Source organism: Streptomyces sp. NPDC044044 (genome assembly GCF_056434405.1).
This window is the reverse complement of sequence record NZ_JBWKFG010000003.1, coordinates 123664-143235: the sequence shown is the minus strand read 5'-3', so window position 1 is coordinate 143235 and position 19572 is coordinate 123664. Positions and strand designations below refer to the sequence as shown.

The following is a 19572-nucleotide window of genomic DNA, read 5'->3' as shown; positions in this document are numbered from 1 at the left end:
AGACGCCACACACGAGAAAACGGCCCTCCACGCGCGCGTGGAGGGCCGTTTTCCGTGCTTCTGCGGGTCGGCTCAGGTCCACAGCACCGCGATGAAGATGTTCGCGACGGTCAGCAGCCCGACGGCGCCGAACATCCCCTTGTCCACCTTCTCCTCATCCCGTTTCACATAGACGAGCGCGAGGATCACGATCAGCACGGCCATCTTGATGCCGATCTTGACGTTGTTGACCGGGTTGTCGTCCGCCTGGTTGAGGCCCACCAGGATGACGCCCGTGACGAGCATCGTCAGCGCGCCGTGCAGCATCGCCGGGTTGAAGCGGGCCGTGCCCTGGCCCATCTGCTTCATCTGAGTGAGGAAGCCGCCCAGGAGGGAGGCGATGCCGATGATGTGCAGGCCGACGAAGAGATGGGTGAGAACGTCCATGGTTCCGGAGCCTAGCCGGGGCCTTATCACCACTCCGTAGCCAGGTGGGCCACAAGCGCCGCATCGGTCACACGCATACGCGAAGGACGTGCGGTCTGACGAATGACGCAGTCACATACGGTCACCTTCCATAACACTTCCGTCAGTTGCACGCATTCCGTCACCAACCCGTGACGCCCAGGTTTAGCGTCCTTCGTCAGGTGCCCGGCTCCCCACCGCCGCCCGGACCAGGGGCGGCAGTCGGACACCACCGCCGAGAATCCGGCGGCGGTCCGCTCCCCCTGTGCGGGCCGCCGCCGGAACCTTAAGGAGCCCCCTTCGTGGCAGCGCACCGCAAGCCCAAACAGCGCTCGCTCAGTGGCCATACGGCCCGCACCGCCGCCACCATCGCCCTCGCCGGGGCCGCAACAGCCACCGCCTTCGACGGAACGGGACACGCCGACCCGCGGCTCAGCCCGGCCGAGGTGAAGTCCAAGGTCGACGCGCTCTACCGCGAGGCGGAGATCGCCACCGAGAAGTACAACGGCGCCAAGGAGAAGGCCGAGAGCGCCGAGAAGTCGCTGGGCGAGCTGCGCGACGAGGCGGCCCGCAAGACGCAGAAGCTCAACTCGGCGCGCGAGGGCCTCGGTTCGATCGCCGCGGCGCAGTACCGCAGCGGCGGCATCGACCCGGCCGTCCAGCTCGCGCTCTCCTCCGACCCCGACCAGTACCTCGAGCGCGCCGCGCTCGCCGACCGGGCGGACAGCCGCCAGGCCGCGGCCGTCACCGGCGTGCGGAAGCAGCTGCAGGGGATCGACCAGCTGCACACCGAGGCCGACGACACCCTCGCGCACCTCAAGTCGCGCCAGGCGGAGCTGAAGAAGCACAAGAAGACGGTCAACGGAAAGCTGGACACGGCCAAGCGGCTCCTGTCGCAGCTCACCGGCGACCAGCGCGCGAAGCTCACGGGCGAGGACAGGGCGTCCCGCACGGAGGCCCGCGACGGCGCCTCGGGCGGTACAGCCAAGGCTCCCAACTCCCGTGCCGCAGCGGCCGTCGCGTACGCGCACAAGGCGCTCGGCAGCCCGTACGTGTGGGGAGCCACCGGCCCCGACGCGTTCGACTGCTCCGGGCTCACCCAGGCCGCCTACCGGTCGGCGGGGGTCGACCTGCCGCGCACGACGTACGCGCAGATCGCCGCGGGCGAGCGGATCCCGCGCTCCCAACTCCAGCCCGGCGACCTGGTCTTCTTCTACCAGGGCATCAGCCACGTCGGCCTCTACGTGGGCAACGGCCAGATGATCCACGCCCCGAACCCGAGCGCACCAGTACGCCTCGCGCCGATCAGCCAGATGCCCTTCGCGGGGGCGGCGCGGGTGGCGTGATGGGTCACGCGGGTGCGGTGGAGGACCGCACTGGTGCAGTGGAGGACCGCACTGGTGCGGTGAAGGGCCGCGCGGGCGGGTTGAAGAGCCGCGCGGGCCCGCAGGTACTGTCAGGGGCATGCCCCGCCGTACGCTGCCGCCGCCCCCGCCGCCTGCCTATCTGCGCACCTGGCCGGACCGGAACGCGCTCCTGCACGACCGCGGCATGGCGCTCGATGAACTGCGCAGGCGGAGCCTGGGGCTGCACCGGATCCTGCTGCTCTGGCTGTTCGGGCTCGGCTGCGTCATCGGCTGGGCGCTTCTGACGGTGCCGCTCGAGATGATCGAGGACCACGATCCGACGGCCATCGTCATGGGCCCGCTCTGCGCGGTCCTCGGCCTCGGGGCCATCGCCCCCTGCGTGTTCGGCGTGGTCGTCGGCATTCGCAACGACCGCAAGGCCCGCGAACTCACCGACAGCTGGCTTGCGCTGGACAGCCACCCGGCATCGGACTCCGCCCTCCGCTCCCCCGGCCTCAGCCTCTGCTGGCTCCTCTCGTCCCTCCTCGTGTGCGCGCTCGGCCTGTGGGCGTCCTTCGCGGCCGCCGCCTACGCCGAGCCGGGACGGGACTCGTACGGCGACGTCGTACTCGGCATGGGCACGGGCCTCATCCTGTGGCTGACGGGCCTCATCGGCGCCACCAAGGCAGTGGGCCACTACCGCTGGGCGATACGGAAGTTGGGCCCGGTGACGAACAACGCGCACCGCTGAGCCAGGGCCCGGCCGCCGGCGCACCACTGAGCCGGGACCGGCCCGACCGTCAGACCAGCCGACGCGCCGTCGCCCACCGCGTCAGCTCGTGCCGGTTGGACAGCTGGAGCTTCCTCAGCACCGCCGACACATGCGACTCGACCGTCTTCACGGAGATGAAGAGTTGCTTGGCGATCTCCTTGTACGCATACCCCCGCGCGATGAGCCGCAGCACCTCGCGCTCGCGCTGCGTGAGGCGGTCCAGGTCCTCGTCCACCGGGGGCGCGTCGGTCGACGCGAAGGCGTCGAGGACGAACCCGGCGAGGCGAGGCGAGAACACCGCGTCGCCGTCCTGCACGCGGAAGATGGAGTCGACCAGGTCGGTACCGGTGATGGTCTTGGTGACATAGCCGCGGGCACCGCCACGGATGACTCCGATGACGTCCTCGGCGGCGTCCGAGACGGACAGCGCGAGGAACCGCACGGGGCGCTCGGCATCGGACATCAACGGCGCGCAGCGGCGCAGCACTTCGACCCCGCCGCCGCCCGGGAGGTGCACGTCGAGGAGCACGACCTCGGGGCGCGTCGTGGTGATGACCGTGACCGCCTGGTCGACGTCCGCGGCCTCGCCGACGACCTCGACACCAGTGATCGTGGTCCTGCCGATCTCCGCCTGGACGCCTGTACGGAACATCCGGTGGTCGTCGACGAGGACGACGCGCGCGCGGCGGCTCTCCTGGTCACCGCCGACGGCAGCACCGGCTGAATCTGCCGCGTCGGCCGCGTCGGCGGGCTGAGCCGATCCGGTCGCCCCGGCCTCGACCGCCGTGTCCGGTTCGGCCGCGGACGGCTCGGCCGCCCCCTCTGATCCACCCCTGGGCCCCACGGGCTCACTCGCGTCGCTCATGTCGTCGCCGTCCTCTCCATCTCCAGCTCGACTTCCGTGCCGCCCCCCGGCACCGCGCGCAGCCGCGCCGTGCCGCCGTTGCGCTGCATACGGCCGATGATCGATTCTCGTACGCCCATGCGGTCGTCCGGCACGGAATCCAGATCGAAGCCGGGGCCACGGTCGCGGACGGAGACGAACACCGTCTCCCCCTCGACTTCGGCGAAGACCTGCACCGCACCGCCCTCGCCACCGTACTTGGCGGCGTTCACCATTGCTTCCCGCGCGGCCTGCATCTGCGCGGTCAGCCGGTCGTCGAGCGGGCAGTCGCCGACTATGACGACCTCGATGGGCACTCCGTGCTTGTCCTCCACCTCCGCGGCATTGCGCCGGACCGCTTCGGCGAGGGTGTCGGGCTCGTCCGCCTCGTCCTTGCCCGTGCCCTCCGGTTTGTAGAGCCATTGGCGCAGGTCTCGCTCCTGGGCGCGGGCCAGGCGGCGCACCTCTGAGGCGTTCTCGGCGTTGCGCTGGATCAGGGTCAGGGTGTGCAGGACCGAGTCGTGCACATGGGCGGCGACCTCCGCCCGCTCCTGCGCGCGGATCCTCATCAGCCGCTCCTCGGAGAGGTCCTGCATCATGCGCACGAGATAGGGGCCGGCGAGCAGCGCGACGCCGACGAGGACGGCGAGCGCGGCCTGCAGCACGGAGCTGAGGTGCGAGGTGGAGCCCTGCAGCACGACGATGCCGCTGACACCGGCGCCGACGAGCAGCACTCCGGCCCCCGCGCGGGCGATGGTCAGGGTGCGCCTGCGGCGGCCGACGGCCATCCAGCGGGCCCGGCGGGCGTTGTCGGCCTGCCGCCAGACGAGCGCGACACCGGCGGCGACGAGCAGCGTCGGGAAGATATAGGCCTTGGTCGAGCTGCCCAGATCCACATTGCCGACGAAGACCATGGCGACGACGACCATCGCGAGCAGCGCGACGAGCTGGCCCTTGTCCGGCTTGCGGGCCACGAGTCTGCGGCGTCCGTCAGGTGCCGTCTCGGTGGTCACGGCGGAAGGCGGCCGCTGGGCGTCGACCCCGCCGACGCCCAGCGGCACGAAGAACCAGAACGCCGCGTACAGCAGCGCGCCCAACCCGTCCGCCATGGACAGGCCGACGAAGATCAGCCGCACCCAGACGACGGGCAGACCGAGGTGACCGGCGAGGCCGCGCGCGACCCCGCCGAGCCAACGGCCGTCACCGCTGCGGTAGAGCTTTCGCAGCGGCCGCTCGTCTTCGATGGATACTGCTGCGGCTTCCGGCATGTCTCCGATATTCACACGCGTACGCGGGCGCGGGCATCAGGGTTGACCCCCGAGACGTCCCTGATCTCCGCCCCGGACGCAGGGGTGCGGAGGCCGGGGCAGGGGCGTGTCAGGGGCGATCTCAGGGTTCGGCCAGGGTTGTCCCGACTGCCGCGGTGGCCTCCGGCCCGTCACCATGGACACATGACAGACGAGCAGCCCGCCGGGACGGGCCCGCAGGCCGCGCCGCGCGATCCTCTCACCGCCACGGCGCAGAAGCCGGGCGGGCCGATGGTCGTGCGGGCCTTCCGCCGCGACCGCCGGCACAAGAAGCTGGGCGGCGTGTGCGCGGGTCTCGGGCAGCACTGCGACATGGATCCGGTGATCTTCCGGATCGGGCTCGCGCTCCTCTCCGTCACCAGCGGGCTCGGTCTTGTCTTTTACGGCTTCGTGTGGCTTTTCGTCCCCTTCGAGGACGAGGAGGAGAACGAGGCGCGCAGGCTCCTCTCCGGCCGTGTGGACGGCCAGGCCCTGACGGCCGTGCTCTTCGCGCTCGTCGGCTGCGGCGTCTTCCTCTCCTTGCTGAACAACGGCGGGGCGCTCACCTTCGCGGCCGTCCTCGCCCTGCTCCTCGCGGGCGCGGGGTACTGGTCGCAGCAGCGCGGCACGACCGACCCCGATCCGGTGGCGGCCCAGGCCGTGGCGGACGCCCCGCCCGAGGCGAAGGCGCCTCCGGTGGCCGGTGCGCCTTCGTGGTGGCGGGATCCGATCGTCAAGGACGGCACGCACGACGGGATCTCGGGCTATTTCTGGGGGCCCGAGGGAGTGGCCGTCCAGTATCAGCCGGACCCCCCGCACGGGCGGATACGTCCGCGGGAGCCCGCGGTGGCGCCCCGGCCCAAGCAGCGCGGTCCGCGCTGGATCGGCGGCTTCGTCTTTCTGGGAGCGCTGCTCGCGGGCGGTCTGGGCACCGGCCTCACGTGGGAGGAGCAGCCGCTCGGCACCAGCCTGCAGACCGGCCTCGCCCTCGCCCTGGCCGTGTTCGGCATCGGTATCGCTCTCAGCGCCTTCCTCGGGCGCACCGGCGTGGGCTCGATCGTGCTCGCGGTGATCACGGCGGGGCTGCTCGCGGGCTCGGCCGCACTGCCCAAAGACATCAGCACCACCTGGGCGGAGACGGAGTGGAAACCGGCCGCGGCGGAACAGGTCGAGCCTCGGTATGAACTGGGGACTGGCCTCGGCACGCTCGACCTGACCCGGGCCGGTCCAGGCAAGGGCGAGACGCTGAGCACCAGTGCCGAGGTGGGGGCCGGGCAGATGAAGGTGATCGTGCCGAAGAACAGCACGGTGGAGCTGGACGTGGAAGTGGGCATCGGCGACATCCAGTTGCCGGAGGACCGCAAGGGGGACGTGGACATCGCTCCGGGCAAGGAGAAGACGGTGACGCTGAACCCGCCTGCGGGAAGCAAGGACGGCGGCACGCTGGAGCTGCACGTCGAGGTGGGCATCGGACAGGTGGAGGTGACCCGTGCTACGTCATGAGTTCCATCCCGGCAAGCTGGTCCTCGGTCTGTTCCTGCTGATGGCGGCCATCGCCTACGCGGGTGACGCGGGCGGTATCTGGGACACACCGTGGTTCGTGGCGTTCCCGCTCATGCTGGCGGGTCTGCTGCTCGGCGGCGCGGCGGCAGCCGTGTCCTACGGGATACGCGGCCGGCCCACCGCCCGCACGGCGGACCGCACCTCGGGCCGGACGACGGACAGCACAGCGGACCGGATAGCCGACCGCCCGGTCGACGGCTCCAGGGACGCCTAGCCGACCCAGCCCGGCCCAGCCCGGTCCAGCCTGGCCCTGCCCTGCCTGCCCAGCCCGGCCCGCGGCTCAGCCGAGCCCCGACCCGTACTTGCGTCGGGCCGCGAGCATCGCGTCGAGCGAGAAGATGGAGGCGCCCGCGAGGATCAGCGGGAGCCAGGCCATCAGATAGGCCAGGTCGTTGCCGTAGTAGTAGGGCTCGGTGGACCAGCTCACGGTCAGCCAGAGGCTGAGCGAGATCAGCGCACCGCCGAGCGCGGCGATCCGGGCGAAGAGGCCCACGAGGGTGCCGATGCCGACGGCCAGTTCACCGATGGCGATGGCGTAGCCGAAGCCGACCGGGCTCTTGAGGGAGAGGTCGACGAGGGCCGGGATGGCGGAGATGTCGCGGACGCCTTCCATCATCTCGCCGATGGAGCCAGCGCCACTGGCCGACATGAAGGCGCTGTCGGTGAGCTTGTCCAGGCCCGCGTAGATGAAGGTGACACCGAGGAAGACCCGGAGCGGGAGCAGGGCGTATCGGGAAGCGCTCTCCCGCCAGCCGCTGCTTCTGACGTAGCTGGTGTGGCTGTCGGTACGCATGCCGTGAGCCATCGCTCTCGCCGCCTCTCCCGTTGACCCGCTTCGCCCATGGACCCGTCATCTGACGATACGTACGAACAGGGGGGCCTGCTCAGTGGCTTGCATCGAATTCGCGAGGACCGGCCCGGCGCAGAGCCGAGGTGCTCAGTCCGTGACGTCGATCGTGCAGCGGTTCGTCTCCACGCCCGCGGCCGTGATCACCTGGACGTCGACCCGCCCCGGCTCCACGTCCACCGGGACGGGGACGGTCAGGGCCGCGTCGGCCGGGTTGGTGAAACCGCCCGGCACGGGGACGAGCGGCACATGGACGTGCACGGTTCCGATGCGAACGACCATACGGGCGAGGCGATCGGCGGTCTGCGCGCCCGGGGGCACGAATCCGGCGCCGCGGATCTCGATGTCGTCGCCCGTGCGGATGGGGGCGTCGAGGTCGCCCGCCTCGCGGGCACGCACCACGGAGAGGATCACGGGCCGGCCGCCCTCGGCGTACTTGCCCGCGAGGTATGTGGCCGCCGACACCAGGACGAGGAGGGCAAGCCCCCACGGCAGGTCGGGCAGCTGCTCGGGACGGCGCGCGAGGCGCACGGCGGCGAAGATCATGGCGACGGCGCTGACCAGGACGTACTGCGCGTCCGCGAAGCTGCCGCGGCCCGCGTCGTCGGTGAGCAGGTCGGCGGCCCGGGGGCGGTCGGCGGGCACCTTCTGCAGCCGCTGGCCAAGGACGCGCAGGCCCACCACGCGGCGGACGAGCACGGCGACCCCGCAGACCACGGCGAGGACGGTCACGGCGCCCGCGGCACGGGCGAGGTCGAGCCCGGCGATCAGCTCGTCCCGCTCGCGGTGCCCGGACGCCCCGGCGAGCTCGCCCACCAGGACGAGCACGGCGAAGACGACGAGCAGGACCCAACAGGCGGCCACCGCGCGGGAGGTGGAGAGGCGGTTGTCCTCGCCGATCAACGGCGCGAGGATCCCGCCGCGCGCCCGGTGCACATATCCGGCGCCGGTCAGCAGACCGCCGACGACCACGGCCGCGAGTACTCCGGCGGTGCGGGCGAGGGTCCACCCGGTGCCGATCGCGGTGAGCGCCTGGACCAGGAGCAGGACGCCCACAGCCACCCAGACGACACCCGCGGTGCGCCGCCACAGCAGGCCGAGCCAGGCCTGGCCCTCGGCCCGGCCTCGTTCGGCGACGTCGCGCGCGGACTGGGTCAGCTCGTCCGACACCCACTGCCGCGAAGCGCCCGTCGAGTGGGCGACCGCCGGGGGCAGCCCCTGCCCCACCGCCAGCTCGTCGCGCTTGGCGAGGAATGCGGCCACGGCACGCCGATGCCCCTCGCGCGCACCGTGCGGGCAGTCGCCGCATGTGCAGCCGCCCCCGTGTGCGCCCTGCCGCGCCTCCTGCACCGCCACCGCGTACGCCGCCTTCCCCGCCCTCGTTCGAGCACCGAAACGTGAACTTCCTTGCGATGAAAGGGGATTGTGCCGTACTGGAAGGCGATCGGGTTCCCCGGGTCAGGTCAGCGAGGGTGAACGCGCCGCGCCCGTGTTGACGTCCGAGGTCAACGGCTCAGGCGAGCAGGTCCGGTTCGCTGCGGCTGATGTCCTGCCACAGGGACTGGTAGTTGATCCACGCGACGAGGTCGCTGCCGAGCTGCTCGCGCGTCGCCACCGCCTGCTTGTGGCCGATGAGGATCGGCCTGCCCGCGGCCCGCGCGCTCAGCTGGACCTGGCAGGAGCGCTCCATCGTGAGGAACCACCAGGCGGCGGCGTCGACGGAGTCGCCGACGGTGAGCAGCCCGTGGTTGCGCAGGATGACGGCCTTGTGATCGCCGAGCGCGGCGGCGATCCGCCGGCCCTCGTCCGAGTCCACGACGACGCCCGTGTAGCCGTCGTACAGCGCGTGGCTCTCGTAGAAGGCGCAGGACTCCTGCGTGATCGGGTCCAGGAGTTCGCCGAGTGTGGACAGGGCGCGGCCGTGCAGCGAGTGGCAGTGCGCGACGGCGACGACGTCTGGCCGCGCCAGGTGCGCCTGCGCGTGGACGGTGAAGGCGGCCTGATTGACGTGGTGGCGCCCCTCGACGACCTGCCCCTCCGCGTTGGCGAGGACCAGATCGCCCACGGTGATGTGCTTGAAGGGCATCCCGAAGGGGTTCACCCAGAAACAGTCCTCGTGCTCCGGGTCCCGCGCCGTGATGTGCCCGGACACCCCGTCCTCGTATCCGAGCCGTCCGAAGATCCGCAGCGCCCCGGCGAGCCGTTCCTTGCGGTAACGCCGTTCCTCCGCCAACGAGTCGTGCACCGGCGGCATCGCGAACTGCAACCGCTCGACGGGTATCGGTGTGGGCGCCTGCATGTGTCCTCCATCCCTGGCTGTACGGAGCGGAAGTTACCGCCGGTCAGCGCAGGAAGACAGGGGTGCCCTGTGAAGAGAGTGCGCAATCGGGGCGCGATGCCGGACAGAGGTCGGCCCGTCATGCCGGACAGGGGTCGGCGCGTCATGCCGGACAGGGGTCGGCGCGTCATGCCGGACAGTAGATGTCGGGTATCGGCGGGACACTCGCCGTATGACGACGAACTGGGCAGCCTTCAGCGCAGCAGAACCCGCCTTCGCGCGGACCGCCGAGGAGCGGTTCGGCCTGTTCACGCACCACACCCTCGCCACACTCCGCAAGGACGGATCACCACGCACGACCGGGCTCGAAGTCCGCTTCCTGTACGGGGAGTTGTGGCTCGGCATGATGCCGAACTCGATGAAAGCGCTCGACCTGCTCCGCGATCCGCGCTTCTCGCTCCAGGCGAACCCGGGGCCGGGCACGGAGATGGCCGGCGGCGACATCCGGATCTCCGGGCGGGCGGTCAAGGCCGAGGACCCCGAGCTCATCGCGCGGTACACGGGAGACGTGAACCCGCCGGACCCGGACGCGTTCCACCTCTTCCGCACGGAGCTGACGGAGGTGGTCCGCACGTACATCGAGGACGAGAAGTATCTGGCGGTGCAGCTGTGGAAGCCGGGGGCGCCGGCGCGGACGACCAGGCGGACCTGACGTACGCGAACGGCGCCGCCCACCTCGGTGGACGGCGCCGTATCAGCGCTGCGGGACGGCTCCCGCCGGGAGGACTACTCCCACTCGATGGTGCCCGGCGGCTTGCTCGTCACGTCGAGGACGACGCGGTTCACGTCGGCGACCTCGTTCGTGATGCGCGTGGAGATCTTCGCGAGGACGTCGTACGGCATGCGCGTCCAGTCGGCCGTCATGGCGTCCTCGGACGAGACGGGCCGCAGCACGATCGGGTGGCCGTACGTCCGGCCGTCGCCCTGCACGCCTACACTGCGCACGTCGGCGAGCAGCACCACGGGGCACTGCCAGATCTCACGGTCGAGACCGGCCGCGGTCAGCTCCTCGCGAGCGATCGCGTCGGCCTCGCGGAGCAGGTCCAGACGCTCCTTGGTGACATCGCCGACGATGCGGATGCCGAGGCCGGGGCCCGGGAAGGGCTGGCGCTGGACGATCTCGTCCGGCAGGCCGAGCTCCTGCCCGACCATCCGCACCTCGTCCTTGAAGAGCTGGCGCAGCGGCTCGATCAGCTGGAACTCGAGGTCCTCGGGGAGGCCGCCCACGTTGTGGTGGGACTTGATGTTGGCGGTGCCGGAGCCGCCGCCGGACTCGACGACGTCGGGGTAGAGCGTGCCCTGGACGAGGAACTCGACGGGCTGGTCACCGGGCGCCTCAGCGACGATCTCCGCCTGGGCCTGCTCGAAGACGCGGATGAACTCGCGGCCGATGATCTTCCGCTTCTGCTCGGGGTCGGAGACCCCGGCAAGCGCGGTCAGGAAGCGCTCCTGTGCGTCGACGACCTTGAGCTGCACGCCCGTGGCCGCGACGAAGTCCTTCTCGACCTGCTCGGTCTCGCCCTTGCGCATCAGACCGTGGTCGACATACACGCAGGTCAGCTGCGAACCGATGGCCTTCTGCACGAGGGCGGCGGCCACGGCGGAGTCGACGCCGCCGGAGAGGCCGCAGATCGCGCGCTTGGTGCCGACCTGCTCGCGGATCGCGGTGAGCTGCTCCTCGACGATGTTGCCGGTGGTCCAGTCGGGCTTCAGGCCCGCGCCCCGGTAGAGGAAGTGCTCGAGCACCTGCTGGCCGTGCGTGGAGTGCATGACCTCGGGGTGGTACTGCACGCCGTACAGCTTCTTCTCGTCGTCCTCGAAGGCCGCGACCGGCACGACGTCCGTGGACGCGGTGACGGTGAAGCCCTCGGGCGCCGCGCTGCACGCGTCGCCGTGCGACATCCACACGGACTGCTCGTCCGGGGTGCCCTCGAAGAGGGTCGAGCCGGACTTGGAGATGTGCAGGCCGGTGCGGCCGTACTCCCGCGCGCCCGTGTTGTCGACGGTGCCGCCGAGGGTGGTCGCCATCAGCTGGAAGCCGTAGCACATGCCGAAGACGGGGACACCCGCCTCGAACAGGGCGCGGTCGACGCTGGGCGCCTCGTCCGCGTACACCGACGAGGGGCCGCCGGAGAGGATGATCGCGGCGGGGTTCTTCGCGAGCATCTCGGAGACCGGCATGGTGCTCGGCACGATCTCGCTGTAGACCCGGGCCTCGCGGACGCGGCGGGCGATGAGCTGGGCGTACTGCGCTCCGAAGTCGACGACCAGAACGGTGTCGGGGGCGGCGGCAGCGGGGGACGCTGATGGCACGGCGGCGGCCTTCCGGCATTGAGCGTGAGCTGGGGCTCGTGCGTGAGCAGGGATCTGTTTTGTCGATTCTAACGGGCTCGCGGGCACCCCCTTCGTCGCATCCGACGGAGCCGGTGCCCGCGAGCCCGCGGCGATGCGGGGCGATGCGGGGCGTCTCAGCATCCGAGCCGCGGCGGAACCCGTGTTGACCAGGCACGCGCGCCTGGGGGCATACTGTCCTCGTGACCAAGCACCTCAGCTTCCTCTTTACCTATGGCAACCGGCCCGCCGGCTGCCATGGTCGAGCTGCTTGATCCACTGACAAGCGACTTCCCAGGCGCCCCGGGCCGACAAGGCCCGGGGCGTTCTGTCATTTCCGGGCCTTGTCGCTCCGGGGCACTCCATCCGAGATCCGCATCCGATGAGGAGCCCCAGATGACCATCACCACGACCGACAAGACCGGCGCCCGCACCCCCGAGGCCGCCGATGTGATCGAGGGCGCGCGTGACCGCATCGACGCACTCGACGACCGCATCATCGGTCTCGTACAGGAACGGATGGCCGTGTCGGCCGTCATCCAGGAGGCCCGGATCGGTTCGGGCGGCCGTCGCGTCAACCTCTCGCGCGAGATGGAGGTCCTCGGCCACTACAGGGACGCGCTCGGCAAGCCCGGTACGTCGCTCGCGATGACCCTCCTGGAGCTGTGCAGGGGCCGGGTCTGAACACCCCGGACCGCCCCCGGACCTGAGTTCGGGTCCGCTCTCACCCGTACGGCGCGTGACCGGGCCCGGAGCGGCTTCGTTGGTCCCGATGTCCGTGCCAGCCAGGGGCGGGCACGGAAAAACCACGCGTGGCTCCGCTGGAGCGATGAGGCGCACACCTCGTGTGCGCCGTGGGACCTCGCTCCAGAGACGTGACCGGACGGCAGGGGACAGCAGCCCGGTCACCCAGGGAACGGTCGGCTTCGGGGACGCCCGGAGCCGACCGGCCTTCCCCGTCCCCCGAACCGTCCCCGACCGTCCCCTCGAACAGTCCCCGACCGTCCCCTGTTCCCTCGAAAAGGCCCGGCTGTCCCCGTTCGTCCGGATCATGTCGAACCGGTTGCGCGCGCCACGGCGCATCGAGCACGATGCCTAGCAGGACTGGCCGCACGTCCGGCAGTCCACAACTTCATTGCCATTGGTCGAGACCACTAGAGCGCCCCCCGTGCGCCCCTCGCGCGCCGGGTCGGCCACCGGCGCCCCTCAGGCCCGCGGCGCACTCCCCCCGGCGCCGCTCCGCGGCACCGACGCTGCCCTGACGTCGGTGCTGACAGCCAAGGGCCCCGCGGATCCGTCCCGCGGGGCCCTTCGCTCCTCACTCCACCGCCTTCGCCCCTCCGGGCGCCGCTACCTCTTCCCGACCTCGGCCAGCTTCGCGAGCTGCGCGTCGACGATCGCCTCGGCCACCTCCGGGTCGGCCGTCACGCCGTCACGGAACTTCTCGGGCAGCCCGGCGGCCTCGCCCTCCTCGTCGGCCTTGGCCGACTCCGGGTCGAAGACGTTCGAGGCACGGAAAGCGATCAGCGTCGAGCCGCTGCGCACGACGGTGACGCGGTCCCGGTCGAGGAACTCACCGGCCCGGCTCGCGAGCTTGTACGAGACCGCCTCGTCGCCGCCGACCGGCGCGGGCTGCGGACGGACGCCGATGTAGCGGTGGCCGCCGTCGCCGAACGTGGCGCACTTCTTCGACTTCGTCGCCGTGCGCAGCGTGTCCATGGTGTTCTCGGCATCGGTCTGGCCGTACGCCAGCAGCACGACCTCCGTCGTGGTGGTTTCCGCGACATCGGTGCTGGTCAGCGTGCGACTGACGTGCGCCTTCGACTTCGGCGGGGCGGCGGCCGTGAGCATCTCGGACAGCGGGCGGCAGTCGGCCGGGTTCACACGTCCCGCCGACGGCGTGCCCTTGCCCTTGTCCTCGGCCTTGCCCTTGCCCTCTGCGGACTCCTTCGCGACCTCGTACTTCTTCACGTCGCCCGAGGTGAGAGCCGCCTTCTCCAGCTTCGCGGTGGCGGAGGTCGTGTCCGCCTGCCCGGACTTCTCGCCCTTGCCGTCGCCGCCACTGCCGCCATCACTGCTACCGCCACCACTGCACGCCGCCGTCAGGCCCAGCACCGCCACGGTCGAAACAGCCACCACGCCACGCGACACAGCCGACTTCACGTTCCCGCTCCCCCATTTTCGTCTCACACAGTGCGGGGTCACCCGTCCATGCAGGGTCACCCGCTCATGCGGAGTCACCCGCACCCCTTCTACGACGGAAGATCGTTACGGGCGGTTCCCACTGCCGGCAAGTCCCACCGCTCCCAGCTCCCGCTACTGCCAGATCCAGAACCGGAACGGGCTCAGGACCACGATCGCCAGCGCCATGCAGCCCACCACGATCACCACGCTCCACACCCGGCGGCTGCGCTCCGAACGCCCGCTGCGCCGCGGCCCGGTCGGCGCGGACCGCCACTCGTCCGGCCGCCACGCCCCGGCGGCGCCCTCCCCCTTCGCCGCCTTGCGCTTCCTGCGCCTGCGGCCCAACGCCCGTGACTCCGCGGCCTGTTGGCGCGCCGCCTCCTCGTCAAGACGTCGCAGCCGCTCGGCCACCATGCGCGCCCGCGCGGACGGCTCCTTCGGCGCCGACGAACGGATGTCGCGCAGACTGTCGCGCTCGAACCGCTCCCACACGTCGTCCGGTATCGCATCCGGCATCTCGCCGGGCTCCCCGTCCCGCATGCCGCCCGGTCTCTCGTCCGGCTCCGCCACGCCGCCCCCTCCCGCTGCCCCTTGCTCCCGGCGGATCACCGTAGAGCGGGGGAATTTCTACGGCACCCGGTGACGGCCGCACAAGCTCTGTGATCCAAGCCACATAAGAATTCTGTGAGTTCCAGGACAACCATTCACAGCAGACGCAGGTCATGCATGCGTAACAACGGCCACACCCGCGCCCCCACCGCGGAGGCCTCCACCTCCGTAGCGCTCACCAGGTGCTACGCCGGACTACCTGAGGTCTTCATGAAGCTTCGCCGTGTCATGGCCGCCGCGGCCGCGACCGCTGCCATAGCCCCGATCGCGCTGCTGTCGGCCCCTGCCGCCTTCGCGACCCCGGACACCACTCCGACTCCGACCGCGTCGGCCACCGACACGCCCACGCCGACCGAGACGGCCGAGCCCACCGAGACGGCGACCGAGACGGCCAAGCCCACGGAGACGGCCAAGCCGACCGAGACGGCGACGCCCACGGAGACGGCCAAGCCCACCGAGACGGGCAAGCCGACCGAGGAGCCCACCGAGACGGAAGAGCCGACCGACGAGCCGACCGCGGAGCCCACGGACTGCGCGGTCGACGATGACGGCGTGGACGACGACTCGAAGCTGGAGCTCGGCCTCTCGGGTCTGCCCGGCAAGATCGTCGCGGGCAGCGGCTGGCACCAGTTCAAGCTGACCGCCTCGAACCCGAGCGACGAGGACCTCGGCGAGGTCCAGTGGCTCGCCGCCGTGGACAACTTCACGGAGAGCGAGGACGAGAAGGACTGGCTCGCCAACTACGCGCAGATCCAGTACTTCAACCCCGACACCAAGGCCTGGGAGTCCATCGCGGACGAGGTCTCGGGCGGCCTGTACTTCGGCACCACCGAGCTGGGTGCCAAGGAGAAGGTCGACATCAAGCTGCGCGTCAACGTCAGCGCCAAGGCCCCGGCCGGTGACGGCTACGCGCTCGGCCTCGGCGGCTACCTCGACTCCGAGCAGAACTGCGTGCACAACGCGTTCGCGTTCTACGAGTTCACCGTCCTGAAGGCCGGCAGCGACAACGAGAACCCGGGCAAGGCCGAGGAGAACAAGGGCGGCAAGAAGCCCACCGGTGGCACGGCCCCCCAGGGCGGCGCCAAGGAGATCCCGACCACCGGCAACCTCGCCGAGACCGGCTCCAGCTCCATGCTGCCGACCATCGGCCTCGTCGGCGGTGTCGCCGTCATCGCCGGTGCGGGTGCGGTCTTCGTCGTCCGCCGCAAGAAGGCCGACGCCACCGCGTAAGCACGTGCGTCGGTACGCCGGAAACGGCACGCCGCTCAGCGGCACCTGAAGCACGCGAAAGGACCTGCGCTCGGAGGGGGGCGCAGGTCCTTTCGCGTACGCGGCCGCGGTGGCCGCCCTGACTACTTCTTGGCCGGCACCGCGGGCATCCCCAGGAAGGGAAGCCTCAGCGCGCCGAACGCGCCGGCCGGTACCGCAGGGGACTTCGGCTCGACGGCGGCGAGGCGTACGTACTGTGCGCCCTGCTCGGGACGTGTGTCCTCGGCGCCCTTGTTGGGCCAGAACGACATCGCGCGCTCGGCCTGCGCGGTGATCGTCAGGGAGGGGTTCACGCCCAGGTTCGCGGAGACCGCGGCGCCGTCGACGACCGAGATGCCGGGGTGGCCGTAGAGGCGGTGGTAGGGGTCGATGACCCCGGTGTCGGCGCTGTCGCCGATCGGGCAGCCGCCCAGGAAGTGCGCGGTCAGCGGGGTGCCCATCAGCTCGCCGACGTTCGAACCCGCGAAGCCGTTGATCTCCTTGGCGAGCAGCGTCGCCGCCTCGGTCGCCTCGGGGATCTGCGTCGGGTTGGGCGCGCCATGGCCCTGCCGTGCGGTCAGCAGGCCCTTGCCGATGCCCTTCTCCTTGCGGTACGTGGTCAGGGAGTTGTCGAGCGTCTGCATGACCAGGCCGATGATGGTCCGCTCCGACCAGCGCCGGTTGGAGAGCGAACGGACCATCAGCCAGGGGTGCTTGGCGACGTTCCCGAGCCATCCCGTGACGCGCGCCTTGCCGCCCTTGATGCTGTACGGCACCTGCAGGATCGTCATGCCGCCCATCGCGTTGGACTTCTTGCCGTAGCGGACGGGCTCGATGTGCGTGGAGTCGTTCGGGTGGATCGACGAGGTGATCGCGACGCCTTTGGTGAAGTCCGCCTTCTCGATGCCGTGCTGCTTGCGGTAGCGGCGGTCGGTGGTCTGCGAGCCGACCAGGGCCTCGGAGTTCGTGCGGGTCAGTGCGCCGAGCCGCCCCGATATGCGCGGGAGCAGGCCGGTGTCCTTCATGCGGTGCAGGAGCGTCTGCGTGCCGTAGGTGCCCGCGGCGACGACGACCTCGCGCGCCGTGAACGTACGCCCCTTGCCCTTGCGCTTGGCGTCGGTGGGCAGGGTGGCGACGGCGTACCCGCCCCGCGAGTCCTCGGTGACGGTGACGACGGACGTCATCGGGTGGATGACGGCGCCCGCCTTCTCCGCCAGGTAGAGGTAGTTCTCGTTGAGGGTGTTCTTCGCGCCGTGCCGGCAGCCCGTCATGCACTCGCCGCACTCGGTGCAGGCCTTGCGCGAGGGGCCCGCGCCTCCGAAGTAGGGGTCGGGAACTTCCGCGCCGGGCCGAGCCGTTGAAGTACCCGAGGCGTCCTGCTCGTCGCCGAAGAAGACGCCGACCGGCGCCATGTGGAAGCTGTCGCCCACTCCCATGGCCTGGGCGGTCGCCTTCAGGTGGACGTCGGACGGTGTGGTGGTCGGGTTGAGCCGCACCCCGAGCATGCGCTTGGCCTGCTCGTAGTAGGGGGCGAGCTCGTTCTGCCAGTCCGTGATGTCCTTCCACTGCGGGTCGTTGAAGAACGGCGCGGGGGGTACGTAGAGCGTGTTCGCGTAGTTCAGCGAACCTCCGCCGACGCCCGCCCCCGCGAGCACCATCACGTTGCCCAGCAGGTGGATGCGCTGGATGCCGTAGAGGCCGAGGGCCGGCGCCCAGAGGTAGTTCTTGAGGTCCCAGGAGTTCTTCGGGAGCGACTCACGGGTGAAGCGGCGCCCCGCTTCGAGCACGCCGACGCGGTAGCCCTTCTCCGTCAGGCGCAGGGCGGAGACGGAGCCGCCGAAGCCGGACCCGACGACGATGACGTCGTAGTCGTACGACGCTTCGCCGGGCCCGCCGCGTCCACCCGCCTCACTGTCCGGCTGTTTCTGGACAGAGCTCTCCTGTGACATCGACTCTCCTCGTTGAGAACTAACCCTTAGAGAACGGCTCTTGAGGACCCACTCCGGGCCCCTGGCCTAGCGCAGGCGCAGGGACTTCATGACCTTCAGGCTCAGGCTCATGAACGCCGCGTACTTCTCGTCGTCCATGCCGAAGGACGGCGCGAGCGGCATGAGGCGCTGGTGCGCGACGGTCTGCGCCTCGGTGTACTTCAGGATGCCCTCGGAGCCGTGCCTGCGGCCGAGGCCCGAGTCCTTCATGCCACCCATCGGCGACTGCACGCTGCCGTAGGCGGGCGCGAAGCCCTCGTTCACGTTCACCGTGCCGGTGCGCAGGCGGGCCGCGATCTTGCGGCCGCGGCTGCCGTCCTTCGTCCAGACCGAGGAATTCAGGCCGTACGACGTGGAGTTGGCGAGCTCGACCGCTTCGTTCTCGTCGGTGAAGCGGTAGATGGAGACGACGGGCCCGAAGGTCTCCTCGCCGCACACCGCCATCGGGGACTCGACGCCGTCCAGGATCGTCGGCTCGAAGAAGAACGGGCCGATGTCGGGACGTGCGACGCCGCCCGCGATCAGCGTGGCGCCCTTGGCGACCGCCTCGTCGACGTGCCGCTTGGTGGTCTCCAGCTGCCGCTCGCCGACCAGCGAGCCCATCTCCGCTCCGTACGCGAGGGACGTGCCGAGCCGCATCGCCTTCGTCCGCGCCGCGAAGCGCTCCACGAACTCGTCCGCGATCGACTCATGGACGTACAACCGCTCGATGGAGATGCACAGCTGCCCCGCGGACGAGAAGCAGGCGCGCACGGCACCCGCCGCGGCCTTGTCGATGTCGGCGTCGTGCAGCACCAGCATGGCGTTCTTGCCGCCGAGTTCGAGCGAGACGCCGACGAGCCGGCCCGCGGCGCCCTGCGCGACCTCGCGGCCGGTGCGGGTCGAGCCGGTGAAGGAGACGTAGTCGGCGTGCTTGACGATCTCGGGGCCGACGACGGGCCCCTCGCCCAGGACGACCTGGAAGACCTCGGCGGGCAGCCCGGCCTCGATGATCAGGTCCCGCGCCCACAGGGCGGTCAGGCAGGTCTCCGTGTCGGGCTTCATCACCAGCGCGTTGCCCGCGACGAGCGCGGGAAGGGCGTCGCCGATGGACAGCTCGAAGGGGTAGTTCCAGGGCGCGATCTGGCCGACCACACCGCGCGGCTGACGGTTCTCGGTGACCTTCGTGAGGGTCGGTACGACGCCGGTGTGCCGCTTGGGGTTCAGATACGCGGGGGCCTTGCGGCCGTAGTGCCGGGCGGCGACGGCGACGGCCTGCAGCTCCTCGTGCGCGTGCAGGCGTGCCTTGCCGGTCTCCAGCTGGATGAGGTCGAGGACCTCCGCCTGGCGCTGGAGCACCAGGTCGTGGAAGCGGAGCAGGATCGCGGCGCGGCGGCGGACCGGGGTGCGCTCCCAGGCGACCTGGGCCACGCGGGCACGCTCGAAGGCGGTGGCCACGTCCTCGGGGGTGGACTCGGGCAGGTCGGCCAGCTTCTCACCGGTGAACGGCTGGTGGTTGGCCGTCCGGCCCGTGCCGATCACATCCCGGGTGAGCTGCGCGATCAGCTCGGGAGTCACCACGTCGGCGGCGGTGCGCGCGCCTTCGGGGGCGGTGGCTATCGGGTTCGTTCCGAGGGGCGCTGCGGTGGCCTGCGAGTCCGTCATGGAGGTGAGCGTAGGCCCAGGTCAAGGTTTTGGGTACCCGTCGGTAATCAGCTTTCACCGGGTGCACACACCGCGCCAGCGATCGCTGG

Annotated in this window: 18 protein-coding genes; 7 read left to right on the top strand and 11 right to left on the bottom strand. The window is 70.7% G+C overall.

The genetic code is table 11. From position 1 onward, the window contains the following. Positions 1 to 72: 72 nt before the first annotated feature. Positions 73 to 426: a hypothetical protein gene (locus AC07AG_RS11590; RefSeq protein ID WP_344521882.1), complete on the bottom strand. Its 354-nt coding sequence runs from the start codon at positions 424 to 426 to the stop codon at positions 73 to 75. Between the two features lie 320 nt (positions 427 to 746). Here AC07AG_RS11590 and AC07AG_RS11585 point away from each other — a divergent pair, with 320 nt between their 5' ends. Further along, on the top strand, positions 747 to 1790 hold the full coding sequence (locus tag AC07AG_RS11585; protein WP_478754181.1) for a C40 family peptidase: 1044 nt from the start codon (positions 747 to 749) through the stop codon (positions 1788 to 1790). A gap of 118 nt (positions 1791 to 1908) precedes the next feature. Then, positions 1909 to 2541, top strand: coding sequence for a hypothetical protein (locus tag AC07AG_RS11580; RefSeq protein ID WP_478754179.1), 633 nt, complete (start codon positions 1909 to 1911; stop codon positions 2539 to 2541). A gap of 49 nt (positions 2542 to 2590) precedes the next feature. Here AC07AG_RS11580 and AC07AG_RS11575 read toward each other — a convergent pair whose 3' ends face one another. Together AC07AG_RS11575 and AC07AG_RS11570 are read right to left on the bottom strand one after the other, a co-directional pair. Further along, complete coding sequence (locus AC07AG_RS11575; RefSeq protein ID WP_478754177.1) at positions 2591 to 3427, bottom strand: LuxR C-terminal-related transcriptional regulator; 837 nt, start codon at positions 3425 to 3427, stop codon at positions 2591 to 2593. Next, positions 3424 to 4713 carry an ATP-binding protein gene (locus AC07AG_RS11570; RefSeq protein ID WP_478754175.1) on the bottom strand — a complete coding sequence of 430 codons (1290 nt, stop codon included), beginning with the start codon at positions 4711 to 4713 and terminating at the stop codon, positions 3424 to 3426. The genes AC07AG_RS11575 and AC07AG_RS11570 overlap by 4 nt, the downstream gene beginning before the upstream one ends. A gap of 183 nt (positions 4714 to 4896) precedes the next feature. On the opposite strand from AC07AG_RS11570, the gene AC07AG_RS11565 reads away from it, so the two are divergent. Beyond that, on the top strand, positions 4897 to 6234 hold the full coding sequence (locus AC07AG_RS11565; RefSeq protein ID WP_478754173.1) for a PspC domain-containing protein: 1338 nt from the start codon (positions 4897 to 4899) through the stop codon (positions 6232 to 6234). After that, positions 6221 to 6508 carry a hypothetical protein gene (locus AC07AG_RS11560; RefSeq protein WP_478754171.1) on the top strand — a complete coding sequence of 96 codons (288 nt, stop codon included), beginning with the start codon at positions 6221 to 6223 and terminating at the stop codon, positions 6506 to 6508. The genes AC07AG_RS11565 and AC07AG_RS11560 overlap by 14 nt, the downstream gene beginning before the upstream one ends. 66 nt (positions 6509 to 6574) lie before the next feature. On the opposite strand, the gene AC07AG_RS11555 is transcribed toward AC07AG_RS11560, so the two are convergent. The 3 genes from AC07AG_RS11555 to AC07AG_RS11545 form a co-directional block, all read right to left on the bottom strand. Next, positions 6575 to 7099, bottom strand: coding sequence for a DoxX family protein (locus tag AC07AG_RS11555; RefSeq protein ID WP_478754169.1), 525 nt, complete (start codon positions 7097 to 7099; stop codon positions 6575 to 6577). Positions 7100 to 7231: 132 nt separating this feature from the next. Continuing rightward, positions 7232 to 8497, bottom strand: a complete 1266-nt coding sequence (locus AC07AG_RS11550) for a hypothetical protein (RefSeq protein ID WP_478754167.1) — start codon at positions 8495 to 8497, stop codon at positions 7232 to 7234. Positions 8498 to 8654: 157 nt separating this feature from the next. Continuing rightward, positions 8655 to 9440 carry a class II aldolase/adducin family protein gene (locus tag AC07AG_RS11545; RefSeq protein ID WP_478754165.1) on the bottom strand — a complete coding sequence of 262 codons (786 nt, stop codon included), beginning with the start codon at positions 9438 to 9440 and terminating at the stop codon, positions 8655 to 8657. Between the two features lie 211 nt (positions 9441 to 9651). On the opposite strand from AC07AG_RS11545, the gene AC07AG_RS11540 reads away from it, so the two are divergent. Beyond that, entirely contained in the window at positions 9652 to 10131 is a 480-nt protein-coding gene (locus AC07AG_RS11540) for a pyridoxamine 5'-phosphate oxidase family protein (RefSeq protein WP_478754163.1), read from the top strand. Positions 10132 to 10205: 74 nt separating this feature from the next. Here AC07AG_RS11540 and guaA read toward each other — a convergent pair whose 3' ends face one another. Beyond that, positions 10206 to 11792 carry a glutamine-hydrolyzing GMP synthase gene (gene guaA / locus AC07AG_RS11535; protein ID WP_478754161.1) on the bottom strand — a complete coding sequence of 529 codons (1587 nt, stop codon included), beginning with the start codon at positions 11790 to 11792 and terminating at the stop codon, positions 10206 to 10208. A gap of 351 nt (positions 11793 to 12143) precedes the next feature. Here guaA and AC07AG_RS11530 point away from each other — a divergent pair, with 351 nt between their 5' ends. Further along, on the top strand, positions 12144 to 12494 hold the full coding sequence (locus tag AC07AG_RS11530) for a chorismate mutase (RefSeq protein WP_478755505.1): 351 nt from the start codon (positions 12144 to 12146) through the stop codon (positions 12492 to 12494). 666 nt (positions 12495 to 13160) lie between these two features. Here the strand turns inward: AC07AG_RS11530 and AC07AG_RS11525 are convergent. Next, positions 13161 to 13946, bottom strand: coding sequence for a hypothetical protein (locus tag AC07AG_RS11525; RefSeq protein ID WP_478754159.1), 786 nt, complete (start codon positions 13944 to 13946; stop codon positions 13161 to 13163). A 180-nt stretch (positions 13947 to 14126) separates the two neighbouring features. After that, positions 14127 to 14564 (bottom strand): hypothetical protein, encoded by a 438-nt coding sequence (locus AC07AG_RS11520; protein ID WP_478754157.1) that lies wholly within the window; start codon positions 14562 to 14564, stop codon positions 14127 to 14129. 249 nt (positions 14565 to 14813) lie between these two features. Between AC07AG_RS11520 and AC07AG_RS11515 the strand changes: the two genes are divergently transcribed. Continuing rightward, complete coding sequence (locus tag AC07AG_RS11515) at positions 14814 to 15833, top strand: LAETG motif-containing sortase-dependent surface protein (RefSeq protein WP_478754155.1); 1020 nt, start codon at positions 14814 to 14816, stop codon at positions 15831 to 15833. A gap of 122 nt (positions 15834 to 15955) precedes the next feature. On the opposite strand, the gene AC07AG_RS11510 is transcribed toward AC07AG_RS11515, so the two are convergent. Both AC07AG_RS11510 and AC07AG_RS11505 read right to left on the bottom strand, forming a co-directional pair. Beyond that, on the bottom strand, positions 15956 to 17800 hold the full coding sequence (locus tag AC07AG_RS11510) for a GMC oxidoreductase (RefSeq protein ID WP_478754153.1): 1845 nt from the start codon (positions 17798 to 17800) through the stop codon (positions 15956 to 15958). Between the two features lie 66 nt (positions 17801 to 17866). Further along, positions 17867 to 19483: a succinic semialdehyde dehydrogenase gene (locus tag AC07AG_RS11505; protein ID WP_478754151.1), complete on the bottom strand. Its 1617-nt coding sequence runs from the start codon at positions 19481 to 19483 to the stop codon at positions 17867 to 17869. Between the last annotated feature and the right edge of the window lie 89 nt (positions 19484 to 19572).